The organism is Terrabacter sp. 01T434 (assembly GCF_056398545.1).
Genome location: NZ_JBFTPP010000005.1, coordinates 23,238 through 46,143 on the forward strand (window position 1 = coordinate 23,238; position 22,906 = coordinate 46,143).

18 protein-coding genes and 1 riboswitch are annotated in these 22,906 nt (G+C 71.7%); of the genes, 9 read left to right on the forward strand and 9 right to left on the reverse strand.

Going from position 1 to position 22,906, the window contains the following annotated elements:
• Positions 1 to 2: 2 nt before the first annotated feature.
• A complete protein-coding gene (locus AC1DIW_RS11435; protein ID WP_478108261.1) occupies positions 3 to 686 on the reverse strand; it encodes a response regulator in 684 nt (227 codons plus the stop codon).
• A 149-nt stretch (positions 687 to 835) separates the two neighbouring features.
• Here AC1DIW_RS11435 and AC1DIW_RS11440 point away from each other — a divergent pair, with 149 nt between their 5' ends.
• The 3 genes from AC1DIW_RS11440 to AC1DIW_RS11450 are packed head-to-tail and all read left to right on the forward strand — an operon-like array spanning position 836 to position 5,884.
• Positions 836 to 3,004, forward strand: a complete 2,169-nt coding sequence (locus tag AC1DIW_RS11440; RefSeq protein ID WP_478108263.1) for a hydantoinase/oxoprolinase family protein — start codon at positions 836 to 838, stop codon at positions 3,002 to 3,004.
• A gap of 1 nt (position 3,005) precedes the next feature.
• A complete protein-coding gene (locus AC1DIW_RS11445) occupies positions 3,006 to 5,045 on the forward strand; it encodes a hydantoinase B/oxoprolinase family protein (protein ID WP_478108265.1) in 2,040 nt (679 codons plus the stop codon).
• Between the two features lie 2 nt (positions 5,046 to 5,047).
• The gene (locus AC1DIW_RS11450) at positions 5,048 to 5,884 is read left to right on the forward strand and encodes an SDR family oxidoreductase (protein ID WP_478108267.1); all 837 of its coding nucleotides are present in this window, start codon (positions 5,048 to 5,050) and stop codon (positions 5,882 to 5,884) included.
• A gap of 24 nt (positions 5,885 to 5,908) precedes the next feature.
• Here AC1DIW_RS11450 and AC1DIW_RS11455 read toward each other — a convergent pair whose 3' ends face one another.
• Positions 5,909 to 6,154 carry a DUF6458 family protein gene (locus tag AC1DIW_RS11455; protein WP_442277848.1) on the reverse strand — a complete coding sequence of 82 codons (246 nt, stop codon included), beginning with the start codon at positions 6,152 to 6,154 and terminating at the stop codon, positions 5,909 to 5,911.
• A 251-nt stretch (positions 6,155 to 6,405) separates the two neighbouring features.
• On the opposite strand from AC1DIW_RS11455, the gene AC1DIW_RS11460 reads away from it, so the two are divergent.
• Entirely contained in the window at positions 6,406 to 7,353 is a 948-nt protein-coding gene (locus AC1DIW_RS11460) for a carbamate kinase (protein WP_478108270.1), read from the forward strand.
• Positions 7,354 to 7,358: 5 nt separating this feature from the next.
• On the forward strand, positions 7,359 to 8,495 hold the full coding sequence (gene bar, locus AC1DIW_RS11465) for a barbiturase (protein WP_442277846.1): 1,137 nt from the start codon (positions 7,359 to 7,361) through the stop codon (positions 8,493 to 8,495).
• A gap of 123 nt (positions 8,496 to 8,618) precedes the next feature.
• Here the strand turns inward: bar and purH are convergent, their stop codons facing one another.
• Together purH and purN are read right to left on the reverse strand one after the other, a co-directional pair.
• Positions 8,619 to 10,241: a bifunctional phosphoribosylaminoimidazolecarboxamide formyltransferase/IMP cyclohydrolase gene (gene purH / locus AC1DIW_RS11470; RefSeq protein ID WP_478108272.1), complete on the reverse strand. Its 1,623-nt coding sequence runs from the start codon at positions 10,239 to 10,241 to the stop codon at positions 8,619 to 8,621.
• 69 nt (positions 10,242 to 10,310) lie between these two features.
• Positions 10,311 to 10,387, reverse strand: a riboswitch (ZMP/ZTP riboswitch).
• Between the two features lie 253 nt (positions 10,388 to 10,640).
• Positions 10,641 to 11,279, reverse strand: a complete 639-nt coding sequence (gene purN / locus AC1DIW_RS11475) for a phosphoribosylglycinamide formyltransferase (protein WP_442277844.1) — start codon at positions 11,277 to 11,279, stop codon at positions 10,641 to 10,643.
• A 63-nt stretch (positions 11,280 to 11,342) separates the two neighbouring features.
• Here purN and AC1DIW_RS11480 point away from each other — a divergent pair, with 63 nt between their 5' ends.
• Entirely contained in the window at positions 11,343 to 11,735 is a 393-nt protein-coding gene (locus tag AC1DIW_RS11480; RefSeq protein ID WP_478108274.1) for a hypothetical protein, read from the forward strand.
• Positions 11,736 to 11,783: 48 nt separating this feature from the next.
• Here AC1DIW_RS11480 and AC1DIW_RS11485 read toward each other — a convergent pair whose 3' ends face one another.
• From AC1DIW_RS11485 to AC1DIW_RS11500, 4 genes are all read right to left on the reverse strand, one after another.
• On the reverse strand, positions 11,784 to 13,088 hold the full coding sequence (locus tag AC1DIW_RS11485) for a cell division protein PerM (protein ID WP_478108276.1): 1,305 nt from the start codon (positions 13,086 to 13,088) through the stop codon (positions 11,784 to 11,786).
• Between the two features lie 224 nt (positions 13,089 to 13,312).
• Positions 13,313 to 14,206: a succinate--CoA ligase subunit alpha gene (gene sucD, locus AC1DIW_RS11490; RefSeq protein WP_442277841.1), complete on the reverse strand. Its 894-nt coding sequence runs from the start codon at positions 14,204 to 14,206 to the stop codon at positions 13,313 to 13,315.
• Between the two features lie 31 nt (positions 14,207 to 14,237).
• Entirely contained in the window at positions 14,238 to 15,422 is a 1,185-nt protein-coding gene (gene sucC, locus AC1DIW_RS11495; protein WP_478108278.1) for an ADP-forming succinate--CoA ligase subunit beta, read from the reverse strand.
• A 317-nt stretch (positions 15,423 to 15,739) separates the two neighbouring features.
• A complete protein-coding gene (locus AC1DIW_RS11500) occupies positions 15,740 to 16,210 on the reverse strand; it encodes a cobalamin B12-binding domain-containing protein (protein ID WP_442277839.1) in 471 nt (156 codons plus the stop codon).
• Positions 16,211 to 16,295: 85 nt separating this feature from the next.
• Between AC1DIW_RS11500 and AC1DIW_RS11505 the strand changes: the two genes are divergently transcribed.
• The 3 genes from AC1DIW_RS11505 to AC1DIW_RS11515 all read left to right on the forward strand — a co-directional run bounded on the left by AC1DIW_RS11505 (position 16,296) and on the right by AC1DIW_RS11515 (position 20,308).
• Positions 16,296 to 17,291 carry an esterase/lipase family protein gene (locus AC1DIW_RS11505; RefSeq protein WP_478108839.1) on the forward strand — a complete coding sequence of 332 codons (996 nt, stop codon included), beginning with the start codon at positions 16,296 to 16,298 and terminating at the stop codon, positions 17,289 to 17,291.
• A gap of 212 nt (positions 17,292 to 17,503) precedes the next feature.
• On the forward strand, positions 17,504 to 18,280 hold the full coding sequence (locus tag AC1DIW_RS11510; protein WP_478108281.1) for a M23 family metallopeptidase: 777 nt from the start codon (positions 17,504 to 17,506) through the stop codon (positions 18,278 to 18,280).
• 207 nt (positions 18,281 to 18,487) lie between these two features.
• A complete protein-coding gene (locus tag AC1DIW_RS11515) occupies positions 18,488 to 20,308 on the forward strand; it encodes an FG-GAP-like repeat-containing protein (RefSeq protein ID WP_478108283.1) in 1,821 nt (606 codons plus the stop codon).
• Between the two features lie 71 nt (positions 20,309 to 20,379).
• Here AC1DIW_RS11515 and pcrA read toward each other — a convergent pair whose 3' ends face one another.
• On the reverse strand, positions 20,380 to 22,869 hold the full coding sequence (gene pcrA / locus AC1DIW_RS11520) for a DNA helicase PcrA (protein WP_478108284.1): 2,490 nt from the start codon (positions 22,867 to 22,869) through the stop codon (positions 20,380 to 20,382).
• Between the last annotated feature and the right edge of the window lie 37 nt (positions 22,870 to 22,906).

Consider the following 22,906-nt stretch of genomic DNA (forward strand, 5'->3'; position numbering starts at 1 on the left):
CGTCACGCATCCGGCGCCGGGGCCAGCCCCTCGCGGACCGCCCAGAGGGCCGCCTGGGTCCGCGAGCGCAGGTCGAGCTTGGCCAGGATGTTGGACACGTGGGTTCGCGCCGTCCGCTCGGTGACGCCCAGCCGGCGCCCCACCTCGCGGTTGCTCGCCCCGGACGCGACCAGCACCAGGACCTCCCGCTCCCTGGGAGTGAGCGCGTCGGCAGCGCTGCGCGGCGCCCGCAACGAGTCCGACAGCGTGCGCGCCGCGGCGGGATCGAGATGCATGTGGCCCGCTGCGGCCTGCCGGATAGCGCGGGCCACGCCGTCGGCATCGGTGTCCTTGAGCACGTAGCCGTTGGCACCGGCCTCGAGGGCTGCCCGCACCGAGTCGCCGTCGGCGAACGAGGTGACCACGACGATCTCGACCGAGGGCCAGCGCTCGCGGGCGTGACGACACGCCTCGACACCCCCCATCCGCGGCATCTCGAGGTCCATCAGCACGACATCCGGCAGCGTGCCCGCTCGCTCGAGCACGGCGAGCTCGTCGAGGGCCGCCTGCCCGTCCGCGGCCTCCCCGACGACCTCGATCCCGTCCTCGGTGGCCAGGAAGGCCGTCAACCCGGCCCGGACGACGCGGTGGTCGTCGACGACGAGGACCCGAATGTCCGGGTCGGCAGGCACTGGGTCGGCGACCATGGCGACATTGTGGGGCACGGGCCGACCGGAGTCGAAGGGTTGACCGAGATCCGCGCGCTCTTTGGCAGATTACGCCAACGCGACCGGCCGTCGTCCCCCAGTTGAATCTGTGCAGCGAAACAGCCCTACTTCCCGACCCAGGAGAGCGCATGCCCGACGCGACCACCACCCGCCGGATCCGCATCGGCATCGACACGGGTGGCACGTTCACCGACGTCGTCGCGCTCGACGAGGAGTCGGGCGAGCTCGTCACGACGAAGACCCCCTCGACGCCGAGCAACCCCGCCGACGGCTTCCTCGCCGGGGTCCGCAAGGTGCTCGACCTCATGGGCGCGAGCGGCGACGACATCAGCGCCGTCTCGCACGGCACGACCGTCGCGACGAACAAGCTGCTCGAGGGCAAGGTCGAGGCCCTCGGCTTCATCACGACCGAGGGCTACGAGTTCATCCTCGAGATCGCCCGCCAGGCCGTCCCCGACGGCTACGGCAACTCCTACTTCTGGGTCAAGCCCGCACGGATCGTCCCGGCCGACCACGTCAAGACCGTCGGTGGCCGGTTCGACTTCGAGGGCAACGAGATCCGCCCGTTCGACGAGGAGCGCGCCGTCGCCGTGGCCCGGTGGTTCAAGGAGCGCGGCATCACGACGATCGGGGTCTGCTTCCTGCACTCCTACGCCGACGACAGCCACGAGCTCGCGATGCGCGAGGTGCTCCGCCGCGAGCACCCCGACGCCATCGTCTCGATCAGCTCGGAGGTGCTGCGCGAGTACCGCGAGTACGAGCGCTCCATGACGACCCTCGTCGACGCCGCGGTGAAGCCCAACGTCTCCCGCTACGTCCGCAACATCCACGACCGGCTGGCCGACTTCCTGGCCCAGCCACACGCGTCTTCCGGGGGGGACACGGGGGGCGAAGCCCCCCGTGGGTTCCCCTTCTACGTCATGAAGTCCAACGGCGGCGTGCTCTCGGCCGACGAGGTCGTGCACCAGCCGATCACGACGGTCCTCTCCGGCCCGGCCGCCGGGGCGCTCGGCGCCGGTCTCATCGCCAGCCGCGCCGGCTTCGACAAGGTCCTGACCTGCGACGGCGGCGGCACCTCGACCGACGTCTCGGTCGTCCTCGCGGGCGAGCCGACCCTGACGACGGAGGGCACGGTCGGTGCCTACCCGAGCAAGATCCCGATGATCGACGTCGTCACCGTCGGCGCCGGCGGCGGCTCGATCGCGTGGATCTCCCCCGAGGGCTCGCTCAAGGTCGGCCCGCAGTCCGCCGGCGCCGACCCGGGACCGCTCTGCTACGCCAAGGGCGGCACCGAGCCGACCATCACCGACGCCCACGTGACCCTGGGCCGCATCCCCCCGCACCTGCTCGGCGGCGAGATCCCCCTCGACGTCGACGCGGCGCGGGCCGGCATCACCGAGCTCGCCGGCAGGCTCGACCTCGACTTCGAGCGCTGCGCGACCGGCATCCTCGAGATCTCGGCGTGGAACCAGGCCAACGCCCTGCGCCAGGTCTCGGTCAAGCGCGGTCTCGACGTGCGCGACTTCATGCTCGCCACCTTCGGCGGCTCGGGCTCCCTGCTCGCCTGCCGTCTCGTCGACATCCTCGGCCTCGCCGGGGTCGTCGTCCCGCAGAACCCAGGCAACGTCTCCGCCTTCGGCCTGCTCACCGTCGACGTCAAGAACGACTACGTCCAGACGGCCGTCGCCCGGCACCACTCGCTCGACCACGCCGCAGTGCAGAAGACGTTCGACGACCTCACCGCCAAGGCAGCGAGCGCCCTTGACGCCGAAGGCTTCCCGCGCGACAGCCACCGCTACACGCGGACGGCCGACCTGCGCTACTTCGGGCAGGCCTACGAGGTCCGCGTCGCCGCCCCCGAGGGTGACGTCGACGAGGCGTATGCCGCGGGCGTCGCCTCACGCTTCCACGACGAGCACCGTGCCCTCTACGGCTACGACTTCCGGAACGACCCGACGCAGCAGGTCGAGTGGGTCAACCTCCGGGTCACCGGCGTCGGGCCGATCACGCGCCCCGAGCTGCGGGACCTCGCCGGCGCCGAGGGCGCCGCCGACGTGCGCGAGCGAGCCCACCGGAGCGTCCGGCCGGTCTGCTTCGACGCCGACGCCGGCTACGTCGACACCGACGTCTGGTGGCGCGCCGACCTCCTCGCCGGCGACACCGTCGAGGGCCCGGCGATCATCGAGGAGTTCGGCTCGACGGTCCCGGTCCACCCCGGCTTCGTCGTCCGCGTCGACACCCTCGGCAACCTCGTCATCACCAAGACCACCGCCGCCCAGACCACCCCGGAGGCCTGACATGTGCTTCTCCTGCCAGACCGCCAGCACCCGACTCGCCCCCGTCGACGCCGCCGGCGCCGGAGCGGGGCTGGGAGCCGGCGCGGCCCACGCGAGCGCGCCGGACGGCATACGCAATCCCGCGGGACTGCCCACGGCCTACGAGCACGGCAACCGGCTGACGCCCGAGGGCACGACGGTCGACCCGATCCTCGTCGAGATCGTCGAGGGCACCCTCGCGAGCGTCGAGATGGAGGTCGAGACGGCCATCGCCCGCACGTCGCGCTCGCCCATGATCCGTGACGCGCACGACTTCCGCGCCGGCATCCACGACCGGCAGCTGCGCAAGCTGACCGGCCGGTCCTACAGCGCCCTCGTGCACCCCATCGCCCGCGACTTCCCGCTCGCCGAGATGAGCGAGGGCGACGTCTTCTTCCACAACGACGTCTACGAGTCCGAGGGCGGCATCGGCCACCTGCCCGACCTCTGCGTCACGGTGCCGGTCTTCTCCGGCGGTGAGGTCGTCGCCTTCGTCCAGGCCTTCGGGCATCACGACGACATCGGCGGGGCCGTGCCCGGCTCGATGCCGAGCAACGCGCAGACGGTCTTCGAAGAGGGGCTCTCGGTCCCCCCGATCAAGCTGTGGGACAAGGGAGTTCCCAACCAGGCGGCGCTGCGCATCATGACGCGCAACAGCCGCATGCCCGACAGCCTCGCCGCCGACCTCGACGCCGAGTGCTCCGCCTGCCTCATGGGCGCGCGTCGCCTGTCCGAGCTCTTCGAGCGCTACGGCCGCGACACCATCGAGGCGGCCTTCGACGCGATCCTCGACAAGACGACGGAGACCTACCGCCGCGAGATCCTCAGCAAGATCCCCGACGGCACGTACGTCTGGGAGGACTACGCCGAGCACGACGGCGTCGACGAGCCGATGCTCCACACGCAGCGGATCACGCTGACGAAGCAGTCGACCGGCGGCCCCGGCCCCGGCGACGGCGGCCCCAAGCTGATCATCGACTTCACCGGCACCGCCAAGCAGGCCAAGGGCCCGATCAACCACTGCGGCGACTACGTCGGCGGCAACTTCCTCAAGAAGTGGCTCGCGCCGATCCTCCGCAACCTCGCCGACACCCCCGAGCGGATGGCCGAGCTCGACGTCAACGAGGGCATCGTGCCGCTCATCGAGATGAGGTTCCCCGAGAAGGGCACGCTGCTCACCCCGATCTACCCGGCGCCGACGAACGCCCGCACCTTCGTCATCCTGCGCCTGCTCGGCGTCCTCGCCGGCGTCGTCGCCAAGGCCGTCGACGGCAAGATGCCCGCCGACCAGGAGACGATCCGCTACACCGGCGTCTACGGCAAGGACCGCGACGGCAACGACTACCTCATGCGAGAGGTGCTCGGCGGCGGCTCGGGCGGGCGCTACTACGCCGACGGCGAGGACACGATCCACGTCGTGCCCGACAGCCGCAACCTGCCGACGGAGTTCACCGAGAGCCGGTTCCCGTTCATCGTCGAGCGGCTCGGTCTCGCCGTCGACTCCGGTGGCGCAGGCCGCTACCGCGGCGGCCTCGGCTACGAGAAGCACATCCGGATGCTCAAGGACGCCCATTTCATGTCCATCGCCGACCGTTCCATCCTCGCCTGCTGGGGCGTCAAGGGCGGCAAGGCCGGTCGTCCCTTCGAGGTGACGGTCGACGTGGGCGGACCCGAGGAGCGCACCGTCGACGCCCTCGCCGACGCCGAGGTCGCCAAGGCCGGGCAGGTCATCCGCATCCGCACCACCGGAGGCGGCGGCTGGGGCGACCCGCTCGACCGGCCATACGACGAGGTCGAGCGCGACCTGCGCTGGGGCAAGGTCTCCTTCGACGGAGCACGCCGCGACTACGGCGTCGTCGCCACCGGCGACCTCGACGGCCCCGTCATCGACACCGACGCGTCGGACGCGTTGCGCGAGCAGCTGCGTGCGGATCGGGCCGCCGAGCAGCCCTTCTTCGACCGTGGGCCCGGCTACGCAACGCTGGCCGCGGGACGGACTGCGGCAGATGTCGACTGGGTCTGACCGTGACGACAGTCCTCGTGATCGGCGCGACCGGCAAGACCGGTCGCGCCGTCACGCGCGCGCTTGCCGCGCAGGAGGTCGACGTGCGCGCTGCGGTGCGCTCCACCGAGGCCGGGAAGAGAGCGTATGCCGCTGGGGCCCGGTCGATCTCGGTCGTTGACCTCGAGTCCGGGGTCGGGCTCGACGAGGCCCTCGCCGGTGTCGACGCCGTCTACCACCTCGCGCCCAACGTGCACCCTGACGAGGTCGGGTTCGCCGAGCGCGTCGCCGCCGCGGCCGAGCGAGCAGGCTTGTCCCGCTTCGTCTTCCACTCGGTGCTGCACCCGGACGAGGCTTCGATGCCGCATCATCTCCGCAAGGCGGAGGCCGAGAAGGTCATCCGCGCCCACCTGCCCGGGGTCACGGTGCTGCGCCCCGCGGCATACCACCAGAACCTCGTCGACGCAGCGGCCAGCGGGCAGCTCACCGTGCCGTACTCGCTCGACGCGCCCTTCACGAACGTCGACCTCGCCGACGTGGCGGAGGTCGCCGCGACAGTGCTGACCCGCGTCGGGCACGAGGGCCTGACCTACGACCTGGCCGGCCCCGAGGTGCTCTCGGTCCGCGACCTGGCGCGCGTCGCCACGGACGTGCTCGGCCGCCCCGTGCAGGCCATCCGCGTGGACGTCGCCGAGTGGGTGGCCGGACCCGGCGCGGCCCTGTCGGGCCAGGCCCGCGACGACCTCCTGGCGATGTTCGCGTCCTACGACCGGGGCGGCCTCGTCGGCGACCCGTCGACGCTGCGCCGCCTGCTCGGGCGCGAACCGGGGACGTGGGCGCAGGTGCTGGCTCACCCCTGACGTCCAGCCGAGGCGGTGGGCGCCTCAGTCGACGTCGAACTCCTCGATGGTCTGACGCACCGTGTTGGTCGGCGAGTCCGAGCCGTTGGGGCGCTCCTCGCGCGTGATGACGCGCTTGTGCTGCGTGCCCTTCGCCCCGTGCCAGATGAGCAGGCCGCCGGCCACCATGAGGATGACCCCGACGGTGGGCAGGCTGATGGCGGGCGTGTTGGCGCGGACCGCAAAGGCCAGGATGGCCCCGACGACGGCGAGCAGGACTCCGACTCCCACGTGTGCCCACCTCTCGGCTCGACCGAAGCGCGCCGGACGGCGCCTGAAGACATTATCTCCCCGCGCCCCGCGGACCGAAACGGTCCAGGCGAGATCGACGGCCCCGCCCCCGGACGGCGGTGCAGCAGCCCACGGACCCCGGCCCGACGGCATACATCTGCCAATGTCGGTGGCTGCCTTGGGCAGGAGGTGACAACGCGCCCGCTCGGCCGCGCTCCCTAGGCTCACGCCATGACGACCGAGGACGCGCCGTGAGGGTGCTCGTGGCGCTGGGCGGCAACGCCATGACCGGGCCCGACGGCAGCGCGACGCCCCAGGCCCAGCTCGACGCCATCGCCGTCGCGAGCCACCACCTCGCCGAGCTCGTCGCCGCCGGCCACGAGGTCGTCATCACGCACGGCAACGGGCCCCAGGTCGGCAACCTCCTCGTCAAGAACGAGCTCGCCGCGCACGTCGTGCCGCCGGTCCCGCTCGACTGGTGCGGCGCCCAGACGCAGGGGACGATCGGCTTCACGCTGCTCGACACCCTCGAGGCCGCCCTCGCCGCCCGTCAGGTCGAGCGACCGGTCGCCGCGATCATCACGCGCACCCTCGTCGACGCCGCCGACCCCGGCTTCACCCACCCGACGAAACCGATCGGGCGCTTCCTGCCCCGCGAGCAGGCCCAGACGCTCATCGACCACGGCGAGCGCTGGGAGGACCGCGGCGAGAAGGGATGGCGTCGCGTCGTCGCATCCCCCGAGCCGGTCGAGGTCCTCGAGACGCACACACTCCACACGCTCCTCGCCGCCGGTTACGTCGTCGTCACGGCCGGCGGCGGGGGCATCCCCGTCGTCCGCGGCAGTGACGGCGCCATGCACGGCGTCGAGGCCGTCATCGACAAGGACCTCACGGCCGCCCTGCTCGCCCGGGCCGTCCACGCCGACGCGCTCGTCATCGCGACCGACGTCGCCCACGCCGTCGCCGGCTGGGGCACGCCGGAGGCCCACGACATCGGCCGGGTCACGCTCCCCGAGATGGAGGCGTATGCCGCCGCCGGCCACTTCGCGTCGGGCTCGATGGGCCCGAAGGTCGAGGCCGCCCTGCGCTTCGTCCGCTCCGGCGGTTCGCGCTCGATCATCACAGCACTCGACCAGCTTGCCCCGGCCATCGACGGCCACGTCGGGACCGTCATCGAAAACCCTGAAAGAGAAAGGTGATTCACGTGCCCGAAGCCATTGAGGTGCGCAAGGTCCCCATCCACTCGGTCGCGGACGCGTCGGAGCTCGCGAAGCTCATCGACGACGGCGTCATGGAGGCCAGCCGCGTCATCGCCATCATCGGCAAGACCGAGGGCAACGGTGGGGTCAACGACTACACGCGCATCATCGCCGACCGCGCCTTCCGCGAGGTCCTCGTCGAGAAGGGCGCTCCGGCCGACCAGGTCAAGCAGGTCCCGATCGTGTGGTCCGGCGGCACCGACGGCATCATCAGCCCGCACGCGACGATCTTCGCGACCGTCCCGGCCGACAAGGCCGAGCAGTCCGACGAGCCCCGGCTGACGGTCGGGTTCGCGATGAGCGAGCCGATCAAGCCCGAGGAGATCGGCTACGTCGCGATGGTCCAGAAGGTCGCCGACGCCGTGAAGGTCGCCATGGAGCGCGCCGGCATCACCGACCCGGCCGACGTCCACTACGTCCAGACCAAGACGCCGCTGCTGACGATCCACACGATCCGCGACGCGAAGTCCCGAGGCCACGAGGTCTGGACCGAGCACACCCACGAGTCGATGGACCTCTCCAACGGCACGACCGGCCTCGGCATCGCCGTCGCCCTGGGCGAGATCGAGATGCCGACCGACGCCGACATCATGCACAACCGGTCACTCTTCTCGTCGGTCGCCTCGTGCAGCTCGGGCGTCGAGCTCGACCAGGCGCAGGTGGTCGTCGTCGGCAACACCAAGGGCATCGGCGGCCGCTACCGCATCGGCCACTCGGTCATGCAGGACGCGCTCGACGCCGACGGCGTGTGGGCTGCGATCAAGGACGCCGGGCTCGACCTGCCGGAGCGCCCGCACACCAGCGACATCCAGGGCAGGCTCGTCAACGTGTTCCTCAAGTGCGAGGTGAGCCAGGACGGCACCGTGCACGGCCGGCGCAACGCGATGCTCGACGACTCGGACGTGCACTGGCACCGCCAGATCAAGTCGGCCGTCGGTGGCGTCACGGCATCGGTCACGGGCGACCCCGCCGTCTTCGTGTCGGTGTCGGCCGCGCACCAGGGCCCCGACGGCGGTGGCCCGGTCGCCGCGATCGTCGACCTCGGCGAGGGCGAGCCCACCGGCTACCGCTGGACCCGCTGAACGGCATACGCCCAATCGAAAGAGCGATCCGTCCGGCCTCACAAGATCGAAAGAGCAATCCGTCCGGCTCAGCGGGACCTCAGGGTCCTACTGAGAGCGGACGGATTGCTCTTTCGATTGTCGTCAGTGGGCGAAGTGGCGGGTGCCGGTGAAGTACATCGTCACGCCGGCTGCCTTGGCCGCCTCGACGACCTCGTCGTCGCGGATCGAGCCGCCGGGCGCGACGACAGCGCGCACGCCGGCGTCGAGCAGGATCTGCAGTCCGTCGGCGAAGGGGAAGAACGCGTCGGACGCGGCGACCGAGTCGAGGGCCCGCTCCTCCCCCGCACGCCGCACCGCGAGGTAGCAGGAGTCGACGCGGTTCACCTGTCCCATGCCGACGCCGACCGCGGCGCCGTCCTTGGCCAGCAGGATCGCGTTGGACTTCACGGCGCGGATCGCGCGCCAGGCGAACTGCAGGTCGGCCAGGGTCGCGTCGTCCGCCGACTCGCCGGCGACGAGGCGCCAGTTCGCGGCGTCGTCGCCACCCGTGACGTCGCCGCCCTCGCCGCGCACGACGGCGTCCACCTTGTCGACCGTCTGCACGAGCAGGCCACCGCTGACGGCACGCGTCTCGATCGGGTCGGCCGCCTCGGCCATGCCGGCGGGCAGGCGCAGGATGCGGAGGTTCTTCTTGGCCGTGAGGATCTCGAGGGCCTCAGGCTCGTAGTCGGGCGCGATGATGACCTCGGTGAAGACCGGCTTGGCCGCCGCCGCCATCGCTGCCGTGACGGTCCGGTTCGCGGCGATGATGCCGCCGTAGGCGCTCACCGGGTCGGTCGCGTGGGCCCGCTCGTAGGCCTCCTCGATCGTGCCGCCGATGGCGATGCCGCACGGGTTGGCGTGCTTGATGATCGCGACGGTCGGCTGGTCGCCGTGGTCATGCGCGGCGCGCACCGCGGCGTCGGTGTCGACGTAGTTGTTGTAGGACATCTCCTTGCCGTGCAGCTGCTCGGCGCTCGCGACGCCCGGACGCCAGTGGCGGTAGAGCGCAGCGCCCTGGTGCGGGTTCTCGCCGTAGCGCAGCACCGCCGCACGGTCGAAGGTCGCGCCGGTCCACGCCGGGAAGCCGGTGCCGTCCGTCGTGTCGGCGACGACGGTGCCCATCCAGCTAGCGACAGCGTTGTCGTAGCTCGCCGTGTGCACGAACGCCTCGGCAGCGAGGCGGCGGCGCTCGGTCAGCGTGAAGCCCCCGGCCGTCACGGCCTCCGTGACGTGGGCGTATGCCGTGGGGCTCGTCACGATGGCGACGCTCGCGTGGTTCTTCGCTGCGGCGCGCACCATCGACGGCCCGCCGATGTCGATCTGCTCGACGCACTCGTCCTCGCTCGCACCCGACGCAACGGTCTCGCGGAAGGGGTAGAGGTTGACGACGACGAGGTCGAACGGCTCGACACCGAGGTCGGCGAGCTGCTGCACGTGGTCCGGGTTGCGGGTGTCGGCGAGGATGCCGGCGTGGACCTTGGGGTGCAGCGTCTTGACCCTGCCGTCGAGGCACTCGGGAAAGCCGGTCAGCTCCTCGACCTGAGTCACGGGCACGCCCGCGGCGGCGATCGTCTTGGCCGTGGAGCCCGTGGAGACGATGGCGACGCCGGCAGCGTCGAGCGCGCGGGCCAGCTCGTCGAGGCCGGACTTGTCGTAGACGGAGACGAGGGCCCGCTTGATGGGGCGGCGGCCGTCGGTCGCAGCGGACGGGGGGGCGGTCATAGGTGCACTCCTGGTTCGGTGACGTCGGTCGCGGCATGCCCCGGGTCGGACCCGGTGGCTTCCGTTCTCGCGAGGCACCCAGGCGGTCGATGCTCCCGACGTCACTCCCCGGTGGTGTCCCACCCGCGCCAGTCGTGTTTGCCCAGCCTACCGTCGATCGAGAGAGCAGTTCGTCCGTCGTGCGGACGGATCGCTCTTTCGATCAGCGAGGGGGGCGGCGCGGGTCGGGGACGGATCGCTCTTTCGATCAGCGAGGGGGGCGGCGCGGGTCGGGGACGGATCGCTCTTTCGATCAGCGAGGGGGGCGGCGCGCGTCGGGGACGGATCGCTCTTTCGATCAGCGAGTGGGGCGGCGCGCGTCGGGGACGGATCGCTCTTTCGATCAGCGAGGGGGGCGGATCAGCCGATGCGGACTCGGCGGCCCTCGACGGCGAAGCCTTCGCGGGCCAGGCGGCTCACGACGTCGACGAGCAGCTCGCGCTCGTGGACCTTGATGCGCTCGTGCAGGCTCTCCTCGGTGTCGTCGTCCTCGACGGCGACGACGCGTTGCTCGATGATCGGCCCGGTGTCGACGCCGGCGTCGACGAGGTGGCACGTCGTGCCGGTCACCTTGACGCCGTAGGCGAGGGCGTCGCGCACCCCGTGGGCGCCGGGGAAGCTCGGCAGCAGGGCCGGGTGGGTGTTGACGACCGGGGCCACCCCGAGCGTCGCCGGGCCGAGGATCCGCATGAAGCCGGCCGTCACGACGAAGCGCGGCGAGGCGGCAGCCACCTGCTCGGCCAGTGCGGCATCCCACGCACGCCGGTCGGAATGCTCTTTCGGTGCCACGGTGAACGTCGGTATGCCGGCCCGCTCGGCGCGCTCGAGGCCGACGCACGGGCGGTCGGCGCCGACTGCCGCGATCCGCACCCCGTAGGCCGGGTCGGCCGAGGCGTCGATGAGGGCCTGGAGCAGGGTGCCCGAGCCGGAGACGAGGACCACGACGTCGACGGGGGCGGGAGCACTGGTGGGCGCGCTGGCAGGGGCATCGCTCGTCACGCCGCGGAGTGTATCGGTCGGGGTGATGCGGGGTCGGTCGGCGCCATGGGCGAGGATGGGCGCGTGACCGACCCCGACCTGCAGGACCAGATCGTCTTCGCCCGCGAGAAGGCCAAGCGCACCCTCCCCGTCGCGCTGCTCGTGCTCCTCGGCCTCACCGCGATGTACCTCCCGCTGCCCAAGCGCTTCGTGGCCTTCGTGCCGCTCGTCCTCGCCGTGGTGCTCACGGTGCGCCTGCTCCGCTTCCTGTCGCCGCGCACGGGCAGGGAGAAGATCTGGCCGGTCGTCACGCTCGTCATCGCCGGGATGCTGCTGTCGACGCTGGCGGTGCAGGTCGCGTTCTACGACTCGGTGAGCGCCTACGAGGAGTGCCTCGCCGGTGCCCAGACGAGCATCGCCGCGGGCAGCTGCGCACCGCTGCGGGACGCCGGGCTGCTCGGTCTCGTCATGCGCTGAGGTCGGACGCGGAGAGCGAACGGGGAGCCCACGGGCCCCGCACCCCGGTCAGTCCTCGTCGCCCGATCCGGCGGCCTTCTCGTCCTTGGCTGCAGGCTCGGCAGCCTCCTCCTGCTGGCGTTCGCGCCGGCGTTCACGCAGCACGAGCGCGGCCGCGTAGAGGAGCGCGCCACCGACGACCTCGATCGTGAGGGCGGCGGCCAACGGCCCGAGGGGCGCGCCGACGGCCGAGAGCCGGTCGACCCCCACGGCCCCGTTGCCGAGGGCCGTCACGCCGAGGACGACGGCGACCGCCAGGAGGGCCGTGACCGCGGTGGCGGTCAAGCGGGCGCGCACGTTGCCGAAGAACTCGAGCTCGGCGTCGACGCGACGCCCGAGCCAGGCGCCGAGGAGCACGGGGGCCAGCACCACGGCATACATGATCGCCGGGTAGTCGGCCGCCTGCGGCAGGGCGCCGAGCACCGGCACGAGTGGCAGCATCCCCGGCTGGGCCGCGGCGGGAGTGATCGTCGACCCCAGTGCGACCTGGAAGCCGGGACCGGCGAGGAACGACAGGGCCCACGTCGCCGCGTTGCCGAGGAGGGCGAGCTGGGCGAGGGAGATGATGGCGAGGGCCCCGACGTTGGCGGCGTACTGGTCCTGGACGTCGGCCACCGTCGTCCACGACACGGCGACGCGGAGGACGACCACGACGAGCCCGAGCGCGAGCAGCTGGCCCGCTCCGCGCCACCCCGCACGCCACACCGACGGCAGCCAGGTCGGCCCCCTCCGGAACCACGAGCGGACGAAGGCCGGCGCCGTGTCGTCGTCGGGGCGGAGCAGGACGAAACCGAGCGCCGCGACCGGGACGAGGAGCGAGCCCAGGACGGCCGCGACGCCGGGCGTGGCGGGACCGCCGAGCGTGAAGAGCGCCAGGACCGCCGAGACGAGTCCGTAGCCGAGGACGAAGCCCGGCACGACGCCCCACTGCGCGACACGGCTCCAGGCGCCCGCGCCGACACGCAGACGCTCGGTCGCCGCGAGACGTCGGGCCCACCGGACGGCGATGTAGACGAAGGCGAGCAGGAGCAGCAGCGGGGTCACGGAGAGCGACACGGTGCCGGCGCCGACCGACTGGCCGTGCCCGAGGAACCAGATCGCGCTCGCGACCGACACGGCCGAGAACCATCCGACCGAGGTCTCCGGCGCCGCGACCCAGCCGATGAGGGCGGGCAGCACGACGACCGACCACGTCCCGATCGCAGCGAGGGCGCCGGCCCGCAGCGAGGCCGGCATGGCCGTCGCGGGGCTTACCGACGAGGTCGTCGCCGCAGCGGTCGTGGTGGTCGTGCTCGGCGGGGCCAGTGGTCTCACTCCTGCAATGCGGATCCGGTGGTTCCTCCCCATGGTCACAAGATCCGTGCCTCGGAGCGAGCGCCCACGCCGGTGTCCCCCGAGCGGACCCCGGACACGTGGACCTCGGGGCGCGTGGCCGCACCGTCGTGCCCGCGGCGCCACACGGCATACGCCCTCGGTGGGAACGACGAGCGGGCGGCCACCCGAAGGTGACCGCCCGCTCGAAACGCTTGTCGCGCAGACTACTTGGCGATGCCCTGCATGATCTCGCGCATGAGGTCAGCGGTCTCGGACGGCGTCTTGCCGACCTTGACGCCGGCGGCCTCGAGGGCCTCCTTCTTGGCCTGCGCCGTGCCCGAGCTGCCCGACACGATGGCGCCGGCGTGGCCCATCGTCTTGCCCTCGGGGGCGGTGAAGCCGGCGACGTAGCCGACGACCGGCTTCGTCACGTGCTCCTTGATGTAGGCCGCCGCGCGCTCCTCGGCGTCGCCGCCGATCTCGCCGATCATGACGATCGCGTCGGTGTCGGGGTCGTTCTGGAACGCCTCGAGGCAGTCGATGTGCGTCGTTCCGATGATCGGGTCGCCGCCGATGCCCACGGCCGAGCTGAAGCCGAAGTCCCGCAGCTCGTACATCATCTGGTAGGTCAGCGTGCCCGACTTGGAGACGAGGCCGATGCGGCCGGTGCCCGAGATGTCGGCCGGGATGATGCCCGCGTTGCTGACGCCCGGGGTGATGAGACCGGGGCAGTTCGGGCCGACGATGCGCGTCGTGCCCTGCTCCTTGGCGTAGTTGTAGAACTCCGCGGTGTCCTTGACCGCGACGCCCTCGGTGATGACGACCGCGAGCGGGATGGCGGCGTCGATCGCCTCGACCGCGGCGGCCTTGGTGAACTGGGCGGGCACGAAGATCACCGACACGTTGGCGCCGGTGGCCTCGATGGCCTCCTTGACGGTGCCGTAGACGGGGACGGAGACGCCGCCCTCGAAGTCGACCGTGGTGCCGGCCTTGCGCGGGTTGACGCCGCCGACGATGGTCGTGCCGGACTTCAGCATGCGCTGGGTGTGCTTCATGCCCTCGGACCCGGTCATGCCCTGGACGATGACCTTCGAGTCGGCGTTGAGGAAGATAGCCATGGTTTCGTTCTCGCTTCTCTTGGCTCGGTGGTCAGTTGGCGGGCCGGGCGGCGAGCTCGGCGGCGCGGCGGGCGGCGCCATCCATCGTCGGCTCGATCGTCACGAGCGGGTGGTTGCGCTCCTGCAGGATGCGACGGCCCTCCTCGACGTTGTTGCCGTCGAGGCGCACGACGAGCGGGCGGTCCTCCTCGTCACCGAGCGCGTCGAGCGCGCCGACGATGCCGTTGGCGACGGCGTCGCAGGAGGTGATGCCGCCGAAGACGTTGACGAAGACGCTCCTGACCTGCGGGTCCGACAGGATGATGTGCAGGCCGTTGGCCATGACCTCGGCGCTCGCACCGCCACCGATGTCGAGGAAGTTGGCCGGCTTCTGGCCGCCGAACTGCTCACCGGCGTACGCGACGACGTCGAGCGTGCTCATGACGAGGCCCGCGCCGTTGCCGATGATGCCGACGGAGCCGTCGAGCTTGACGTAGTTGAGGTTCTTCTCCTTGGCGGCCGCCTCGAGCGGGTCCGCGTGGGCCGAGTCCTCGAGGGCCTCGTGGTCGGCGTGGCGGAAGCCGGCGTTCTCGTCGAGCGTCACCTTGCCGTCGAGGGCGACGATGTCGCCGTCCTCGGTCTTGACGAGCGGGTTGACCTCGACGAGCGTCGCGTCCTCGTCGCGGTAGACGGCCCACAGCTTCTGCAGGACGTCGGCGATCGCGGGCTTGTCGGCGTCGTCGAAGCCGGCGGCGTCGACGATCTCCTTCGCCTTCGCCTCGTCGATGCCCCTGTTGGGGTCGACCGCGATGCGCGCGAGCGCCTCGGGACGCTCGACGGCGAGCTCCTCGATCTCCATGCCGCCCTCCTTGGAGCACATGGCGAGGTAGGTGCGGTTGGCCCGGTCGAGCAGGACCGAGAAGTAGTACTCCTCGGCGATGCGGGCGCCCTGCGCGACCATCACGGTGCCGACGGTGTGGCCCTTGATGTCCATCCCGAGGATGGCCTCGGCCGCGGCCTGCGCCTCGTCGGGGCTCTTCGTGACCTTGACGCCACCGGCCTTGCCGCGGCCGCCGGTCTTCACCTGCGCCTTGACGACGGTGACACCGCCCGACTTCGGTCCGATCTGCTCAGCGGCCGCTCGGGCCTGCTCAGGGGTGGTGGCGATGGCGCCGGCCAGCACGGGCACCCCGTGCTTCTCGAACATGTCGCGGGCTTGGTACTCGAAGAGATCCACGGGTGGGGTCCGTCCTCGTCGTCGATTCGAATCGTCGTCGATCGCGTCGCTGCGGCGTCCCGGGGCCCACGTGCTCACGCTCTCGCGCTCGGACGGGCCCTGCGCCGTGGCGCAACCGAATCAGGCTGTCGCTCGGACTCTAGTGGCTCCGGCCTGCGGCGACGGCATCGGGTCTGCCTGACCGGACAAAGATCACACCGCCGTCTCACCCACGGTCCGGTCGGCCGATCCGGCCGGAGGCGTACATCTGCCGTGTGGGCGTATGCCGTGTGGCGTATGCCGTATGCCGTGGGGTGCGGGCTGGCGCGCGGGCCGCCTCAGGCGGGGTGGACGTGCTCGCGGACCCAGCCGACGATCTCCATCGTCGTCGCGCCGGGCGTGAAGACCTTGGCGACGCCGAGCTTCTCGAGCGCAGCGATGTCGTCGTCGGGGATGATGCCGCCGCCGAAGACGACGATGTCGCTCGCGTCCCGCTCGGCGAGCAGCTCGACGACCCGCGCGAAGAGGGTCAGGTGCGCCCCGGAGAGGACCGAGAGCCCGACGACGTCGGCGTCCTCCTGGATGGCCGCCTCGACGATCTGCTCGGGCGTCTGGTGCAGGCCGGTGTAGATGACCTCCATGCCGGCGTCGCGCAGCGCCCGCGCGACGACCTTCGCGCCGCGGTCGTGGCCGTCGAGGCCGGGCTTGGCCACGACGACACGGATGACGTCGGTCGAGACCGGCCCTGTGCCGGTCGCGCTCTCGTCGACAGTCGCGGCAACGGCGTCGGCACCCAGGGACTCGCTCATGCCGGGCACTCTAGCCAGCCTGGGGAGACGCGGCGCGCGAGAGTGACGGAAGACCCACCCGTCGGGGTACGTTCGACAGGTGGCAATGGCAGCACGAGCGGCGACGACGCCGCGGCAGGCACGCACCTCGACCGGTGCCGCGAAGCGGGGCCCCCGGGGCTTCGTCGCGGCCGTCGGGGAGGTCGCCGGCGCGCTCCTCACGCCGACCGGGCTCGCCGGGGCCGCACTCGAGGCGTCCTGGATGGGCCTGCACCTCGGGCTCTATCCCCTCGGTCTGCTCGGTTCACGCGCGAGCGACCGGCGCCAGGGCTACCGGCTCGGCCACCTGCCCCCCAGCCAGCGCGGGCTCGCGATCCAGAACGTCGAGGCGGCCGAGACCCCGATCCTGCTCGTGCACGGCATGGTCGACAACCGCTCGATCTTCACGGTCCTGCGCCGTGGCCTCGTGCGACGCGGCTTCGGGCGCATCGAGACGATCAACTACTCCATCTTCACCGGCGACGTGCGGGCGGCCGCCGCCGCCCTCGGCGCCGAGGTCGAGCGGATCGTCGAGGAGACCGGCTACGAGCGCATCCACGTCATCGGCCACTCCATGGGCGGCCTCATCGCGCGCTACTACGTGACACGTCTCGGCGGCGACCAGCACGTGCACACCCTCGTCACGCTCGGCACCCCGCACCGGGGCAGCTACCTCGCGTACACGTGGAACAACGGCCTGACCCGCCAGCTCCGCCCAGGGAGCGCCCTCATGGACGAGCTCGCCGCCCCGGTCAAGGAGTGCCAGACGCGCTTCCTCGTCTACTGGTCCGACCTCGACCAGGTCGTCGTTCCCCAGCACAACGCGGCGCTGCACCATGCCGACCTCAACGTGCACAACGTCGCCCTCCACGGCGTCGGACACATGAGCCTGCCGATCACGAGCAGCGTCGTGCACGGCATCTCCACCGCGCTGGCCCACCTCGACACCTCGGGCGCGACGGTCACCCCCGGAGTCAGCTCCCTGGGCAGTCGGCGCTCCGGTCCGGCGGCGAAGAAGCCGCTCCGCGACGGCGCCCCGAGCCGCGCCGGCTCTTCGCGCTGACGGCCGGCTCCCCCGGACCCGAGGCTCTCGGCCGTCTGACGCCTGCCCGCTTGTGGACCACCGTGGGGGCGGATCTCACGGATGCCCTAGCGTCGTGCCCAGTCGCGTCCCCCGCGACGCCGGACGACCATGGACGTGGCGTGATTTTGGATCACGAAATGGTCACGTTACGCTGACGGCTCTCGCCTCTGTGACCGATAGGTAAGTCCTTCGTGCCCACAACCCGATACACCGGCCGGCACCGGCCGACAGCCAAGCCTTCTCGGGGCCGACAGTTCGTCGTCCCCGTTGCGCTGCTCTCCACGACCGTCGCCGGCGGCCTGGTCGCCCGTGCCGCGGGTGCGAGCGAGCTGCCCCAGGCGGCTGCCATGAAGAACGTGTCGAACTCGACCGCCCTCGGTGCCACCGCAGACTCCGGCGCCGTCGCCGCCGCGGCGAACCGCACCGGCGCCCGCTCCTCGCGCGACATGACCCGGGACGCCAAGACCCTCATCGTCGGCGCGAGCCAGAGTGCGACCCAGACAGCCGCCCAGGCCCAGGCCGCGGCTGCTGACCAGGCGAAGCGCGACGCGGCCGCCCGCGCGATCGCCCAGGCCCATCGCTGGGTCTCCCCCGTCGCCGGCTACACCCTCACCTCCGGCTTCGGCCTCCGCTGGGGCAAGATGCACCCGGCACAGGACCTCGCCTGCCCGGTCGGCAGCCCCGTCCACGCGCTCTCGAGCGGCACCGTGGTCTTCGCCGGGTGGTCCACCGAGGGTTACGGCAACCTCGTCAAGGTCCGCTACTGGGACGGCACCGTCTCGTGGATGGCCCACAACAGCCGCCTGCTCGTGGCCGTCGGCGACGCGGTCTCCCCCGGTCAGCCCATCGCCTTCAGCGGCAGCACCGGCCACTCGACCGGCCCGCACGTGCACCTCGAGATCCACCCCGGCGACGGCAGCGCCGTCGTCCCCACCACGTGGCTCGCCGCGCGGGGCGTCACCCTCTGACCGACGCCGCATCGCGGCACGAGGCCCGTCCCCCTCGGGGACGGGCCTCGTCGCGTCCGTGCCCGTCTGAGCTCGCGCATCCGGCGGTGGACCTGACGATGTCGCGTTCCGCGCGCGCGAATTCGTCGGGAATGTCACCATTGTCCCCGTCCCCGCACCGCGCCCGTCATCGTCGCAGTGCTTCCGTCGTGACGAGACGAGCTCCAGATGCCAGCTTCCACCCAGACCCGTCGCGCCCGGTCCCGCACGTTCGCGTCGGCGATGCTCGCGCTGTGCGTGGCCACCACCGTCACCGTCGCCGCCGCCGCGACGCCGGCGGCCGCCGCCGACACGTCGCCGACCACCGGGACGGCCGAGTCGACGGCTCCGGCACCGGTCGTTCCCCCCGGGCCCGCCGGGATGCCTGCCGGCATCGAACGGCCTGCCGCGTACGTCCCGTCCAACGACTGCGACCCGGTCGCCAAGCCGGGCACCGTCCGGCTCGGCGACCTGCTCAAGGCGACGTACGGCTCGTACTACAACACGGTCTCGACCTGCACGCCGGGACCTGCATCGACCAGCGAACACTTCGACGGGCGCGCCATCGACTACTTCCTCAACGTGCGCGACGCGACCCAGAGCGCACAGGCGTCCGCGTTCCTGTCCTGGCTGACGGCTCCGGATGCGGCCGGCAACGCATTCGCGAACGCGCGCCGCCTCGGGGTCATGTACGTCATCTGGAACAACCAGATCTGGGCGACGTACCGCGCCTCGGAGGGGTGGCGCCCCTACCTGAACTGTGCGTCGACGCCGGCGACCAGCTCGGACACGAACTGCCACCGCAACCACATCCACATCAGCATGTCGTGGGAGGGGGCGATGGGGCGCACCTCCTACTGGACCAAGACGGTCGCAGCCCAGGACTTCGGCCCGTGCCGATTCCCGGACCTGAACTGGGCGCCGCGGTACACCGGCTTCAACCCGAACCAGTGCCCGAGCTACCCGACCGTGGCGGCCCCCTCCGGCTCGAGCTCGCTGCTGACGACCCTGGTCACGAACTCGGGGATGGACCTTCGGTACGGCTCGACCGGTCCGGTCGTGACCGCCGTCCAGACCGTGCTCAACGTGAGCGCCACGGGCGGCTTCTACAGCCAGACCCAGGCCGCGCTGACCGCCTGGCAGAGCGCACACCAGGTCGCCGCGACCGGCGTCATGGACCCGCCCACCTGGCGGGCCATGCTCAAGGCGTTCGGGAAAGCGACACCGCCGAGCTCGGACGTCGTCCACGGCTTCGACGCGGACGGGACCGCGGACGTCCTCGCGGTCACCTCGACCGGCAGCCTGCGGCTCTACAGCGGGGACGGTGCCGGCTACGTCACCGGCGGGACACAGATCGGCCTCTCCTGGAACATGTTCGACACGGTGTTCTCCCCCGGCGACTTCACCGGCGACGGAAAGGCCGACCTGATCGGCCGCACCCCGTCCGGCGCGCTCGTGCTCTACCGCGGCAACGGCGCCGGCGGCTTCACCGGCGGCGGCGTGCAGATCGGCCTCTCCTGGAACATGTTCGACACGGTGTTCTCCCCCGGCGACTTCACCGGCGACGGGAAACCCGACCTGATCGGCCGCACCCCGTCCGGGGCGCTCGTGCTCTACCGGGGCAACGGCGCCGGCGGCTTCACCGGCGGCGGCGTGCAGATCGGGCTGTCGTGGAACATGTTCGACATGGTGCTCGGCGCGGGCGACTTCACCGGCGACGGGAAACCCGACCTTTTCGGGCGCACCCCGTCCGGGGCTCTTCTCCTCTACCGGGGCAACGGCGCCGGCGGGTTCACCGGCGGCGGCGTGCAGGTCGGCGCCGGCTGGGGCATCTACCGGACGGTCTTCTCCGGCGGCGACCTCAACGGGGACGGGCACGGCGACATCGTGGGGATCAAGGGCGACGGCAGGTTCTACGTGTATGCCGGGGACAGCAGCGGCCGCTTCGCGCTGGCAGCTCGCCAGGCCGGGACCGGCTGGACGTTTCCCACGGTCTTCGCGGTGAGCTGACCTGCCAGTCCTCCACACGCCGCTCGGCGGCATACGGCATCGCCTGAGGGTCCCGCTCGCGGGCCCGCGGGTCAGAGCTTGACGAGCGGGGCGTAGCGGAGCAGGAGGCGCTTGGTCCCGGTGTCGGCGCCGAAGTCGACGTGGGCCATCGACTTGTCGCCGTCGCCCTCGACCCGGACCACGGTGCCGAGGCCGAACGAGTCGTGGGTGACGCGGTCGCCCGACTGGAGCGCGATGACGGGTCGCTTGCCGGCGCTGCGCACCCCGGGACGGGCCGCCAGCGTCGCGACGGCGGGACGGTCGGAGCCGCGGGCCCCGCTGAACGACGGGCCCAGTCGCTGCCAGTCGAGCAGGTCGCCGGGGATCTCGTCGAGGAAGCGCGACGGTGGGTTGTACTGCGGTGCGCCCCACGCGGATCGGACGGCCGCGCGCGAGAGGTAGAGCCGCTCGCGGGCCCGGGTGATGCCGACGTAGGCGAGGCGGCGCTCCTCCTCGAGCTCCTTGGGGTCACCGAGCGCGCGCATGTGCGGAAAGGTGCCGTCCTCGAGGCCGGTGAGGAAGACGACGGGGAACTCGAGGCCCTTGGCCGTGTGCAGCGTCATGAGGGTCACGACCCCCTGCGCCTTGGCCTCGGGCTCGTCGGGGATCTCGTCGGCGTCGGCGACCAGGGAGACCTGCTCGAGGAACTCCTCGAGCGCACCTGCGGGCCCGACGTCCTCGGGCTCGACGCCGGGTGCCAGCTCGCCGCCGGACTCCTCGAGCTCGGTGGCGCGGCGGTCGTCGTACTCCTGCGCGACGGCCACGAGCTCGGCGAGGTTCTCGACCCGGGTCTCGTCCTGCGGGTCGTGGCTCGCCCGCAGCTCGGCGAGGTAGCCGCTCTCCTCGAGCGTCATCTCGAGCAGGGCGGCGACGCTGTCGTCGGCCTCGTAGGAGGTGCGGAGCTTCTCGAGCAGCGCCGTGAAGCCCTGGATGGCCGCGACGGAGCGCGTGGCGATGCCCGGCGCGTCCTCGGCGCGGCCGAGCGCCGCGACGAAGGGGATGCGCTCGCGCTCGGCGAGGGCCGCCACGCACGCCTCGGCGCGGTCACCGATGCCACGCTTCGGGGTGTTGAGGATGCGGCGCAGGTTGACCGTGTCGGTGGGGTTGGAGACGACCCGGAGGTAGGCCAGGGCGTCCTTGACCTCGCGCCGCTCGTAGAAGCGCGTGCCGCCGACCACCTTGTAGGGCAGGCCGACCCGCACGAGAACCTCCTCTATGGCACGGCTCTGCGCGTTGGTGCGATAGAAGACCGCGACGTCGCCGGGCTTGACGCCCTTGTCGGCGAGGTCGTCGATCTCCTTGGCGATGAAGGCCGCCTCGTCGTGCTCGTTGTCGCCGACGTAGCCGGTGATCATCGGCCCGTCGCCGGAGTCGGTCCAGAGGTTCTTGGCGCGGCGCCCCTCGTTGCGGGCGATGACGGAGTTGGCGGCGCGCAGGATGCGCTGGGTCGAGCGGTAGTTCTGCTCGAGCAGGATGGTGCGCGCGTCGGGGTAGTCCTGCTCGAACTCGAGGATGTTGCGGATGGTCGCGCCGCGGAAGGCGTAGATCGACTGGTCGGAGTCGCCGACGACGCAGAGCTCGGCCGGCGGCACGGCATAGGCCCCCTCGGGTCCCTTGACCTCGCCGACGAGCTCCTTGATGAGCTGGTACTGCGCCTGGTTGGTGTCCTGGTACTCGTCGACGAGCACGTGCCGGAAGCGGCGGCGGTAGTACTCCGCGACGTCGGGGAAGGCCTGCAGGACGTTGACCGTCATCATGATGATGTCGTCGAAGTCGAGGGCGTTGGCCTGGCGCAGGCGGCGCTGGTACTGCGTGTAGGCGTCGGAGACGGTGCGCTCGTAGTGGTTGCCCTCGGTGACCTGAGAGGCGTAGGTCTCCTCGTCGATGAGGTCGTTCTTGAGGTTGCTGACCTGCGCCGAGAAGCCGCGCGGCGGGTAGCGCTTCGGGTCGAGGTCGAGGTCGCGCAGGACGAGGCTCATGAGGCGCTGGCTGTCGGCGGCGTCGTAGATCGAGAAGGTCGACTTCATCCCGACCTTGGCCGCCTCACGCCGCAGGATGCGCACGCACGCGGAGTGGAAGGTCATGACCCACATGGCCCGGGCGCGCGGGCCGACGAGCGCCGCGACGCGCTCGCGCATCTCGGCCGCGGCCTTGTTGGTGAAGGTGATGGCGAGGATCTGGCCCGGCTGCGCGCCACGCTCGCCGAGCAACCAGGCGATGCGGTGGGTCAGCACGCGGGTCTTGCCCGACCCCGCGCCGGCGACGATGAGCAGCGGCGTGCCCTCGTGGACGACCGCCTCGCGCTGCTCCGGGTTGAGCCCCTCGAGCAGCACGGCCGGGTCGAGATCGGGGCGGCCCTGCGGCGCCGCCTCGACACCGCCACGCGCTGCAGCCTCGGCCCACGTCGGGACGCCCTGCTCGGTGACGTCAGCGCCGCGCCCGGTGCGTCCGGACCCGCCGGCGGACGCGCCCTGACCGTGCTCGAAACCGGGGATGGGAAGGTCGTCGAAGAGCGTGCTCATGATCGGTCCAGCCTACGTCGAACCACCCACAGCCCCG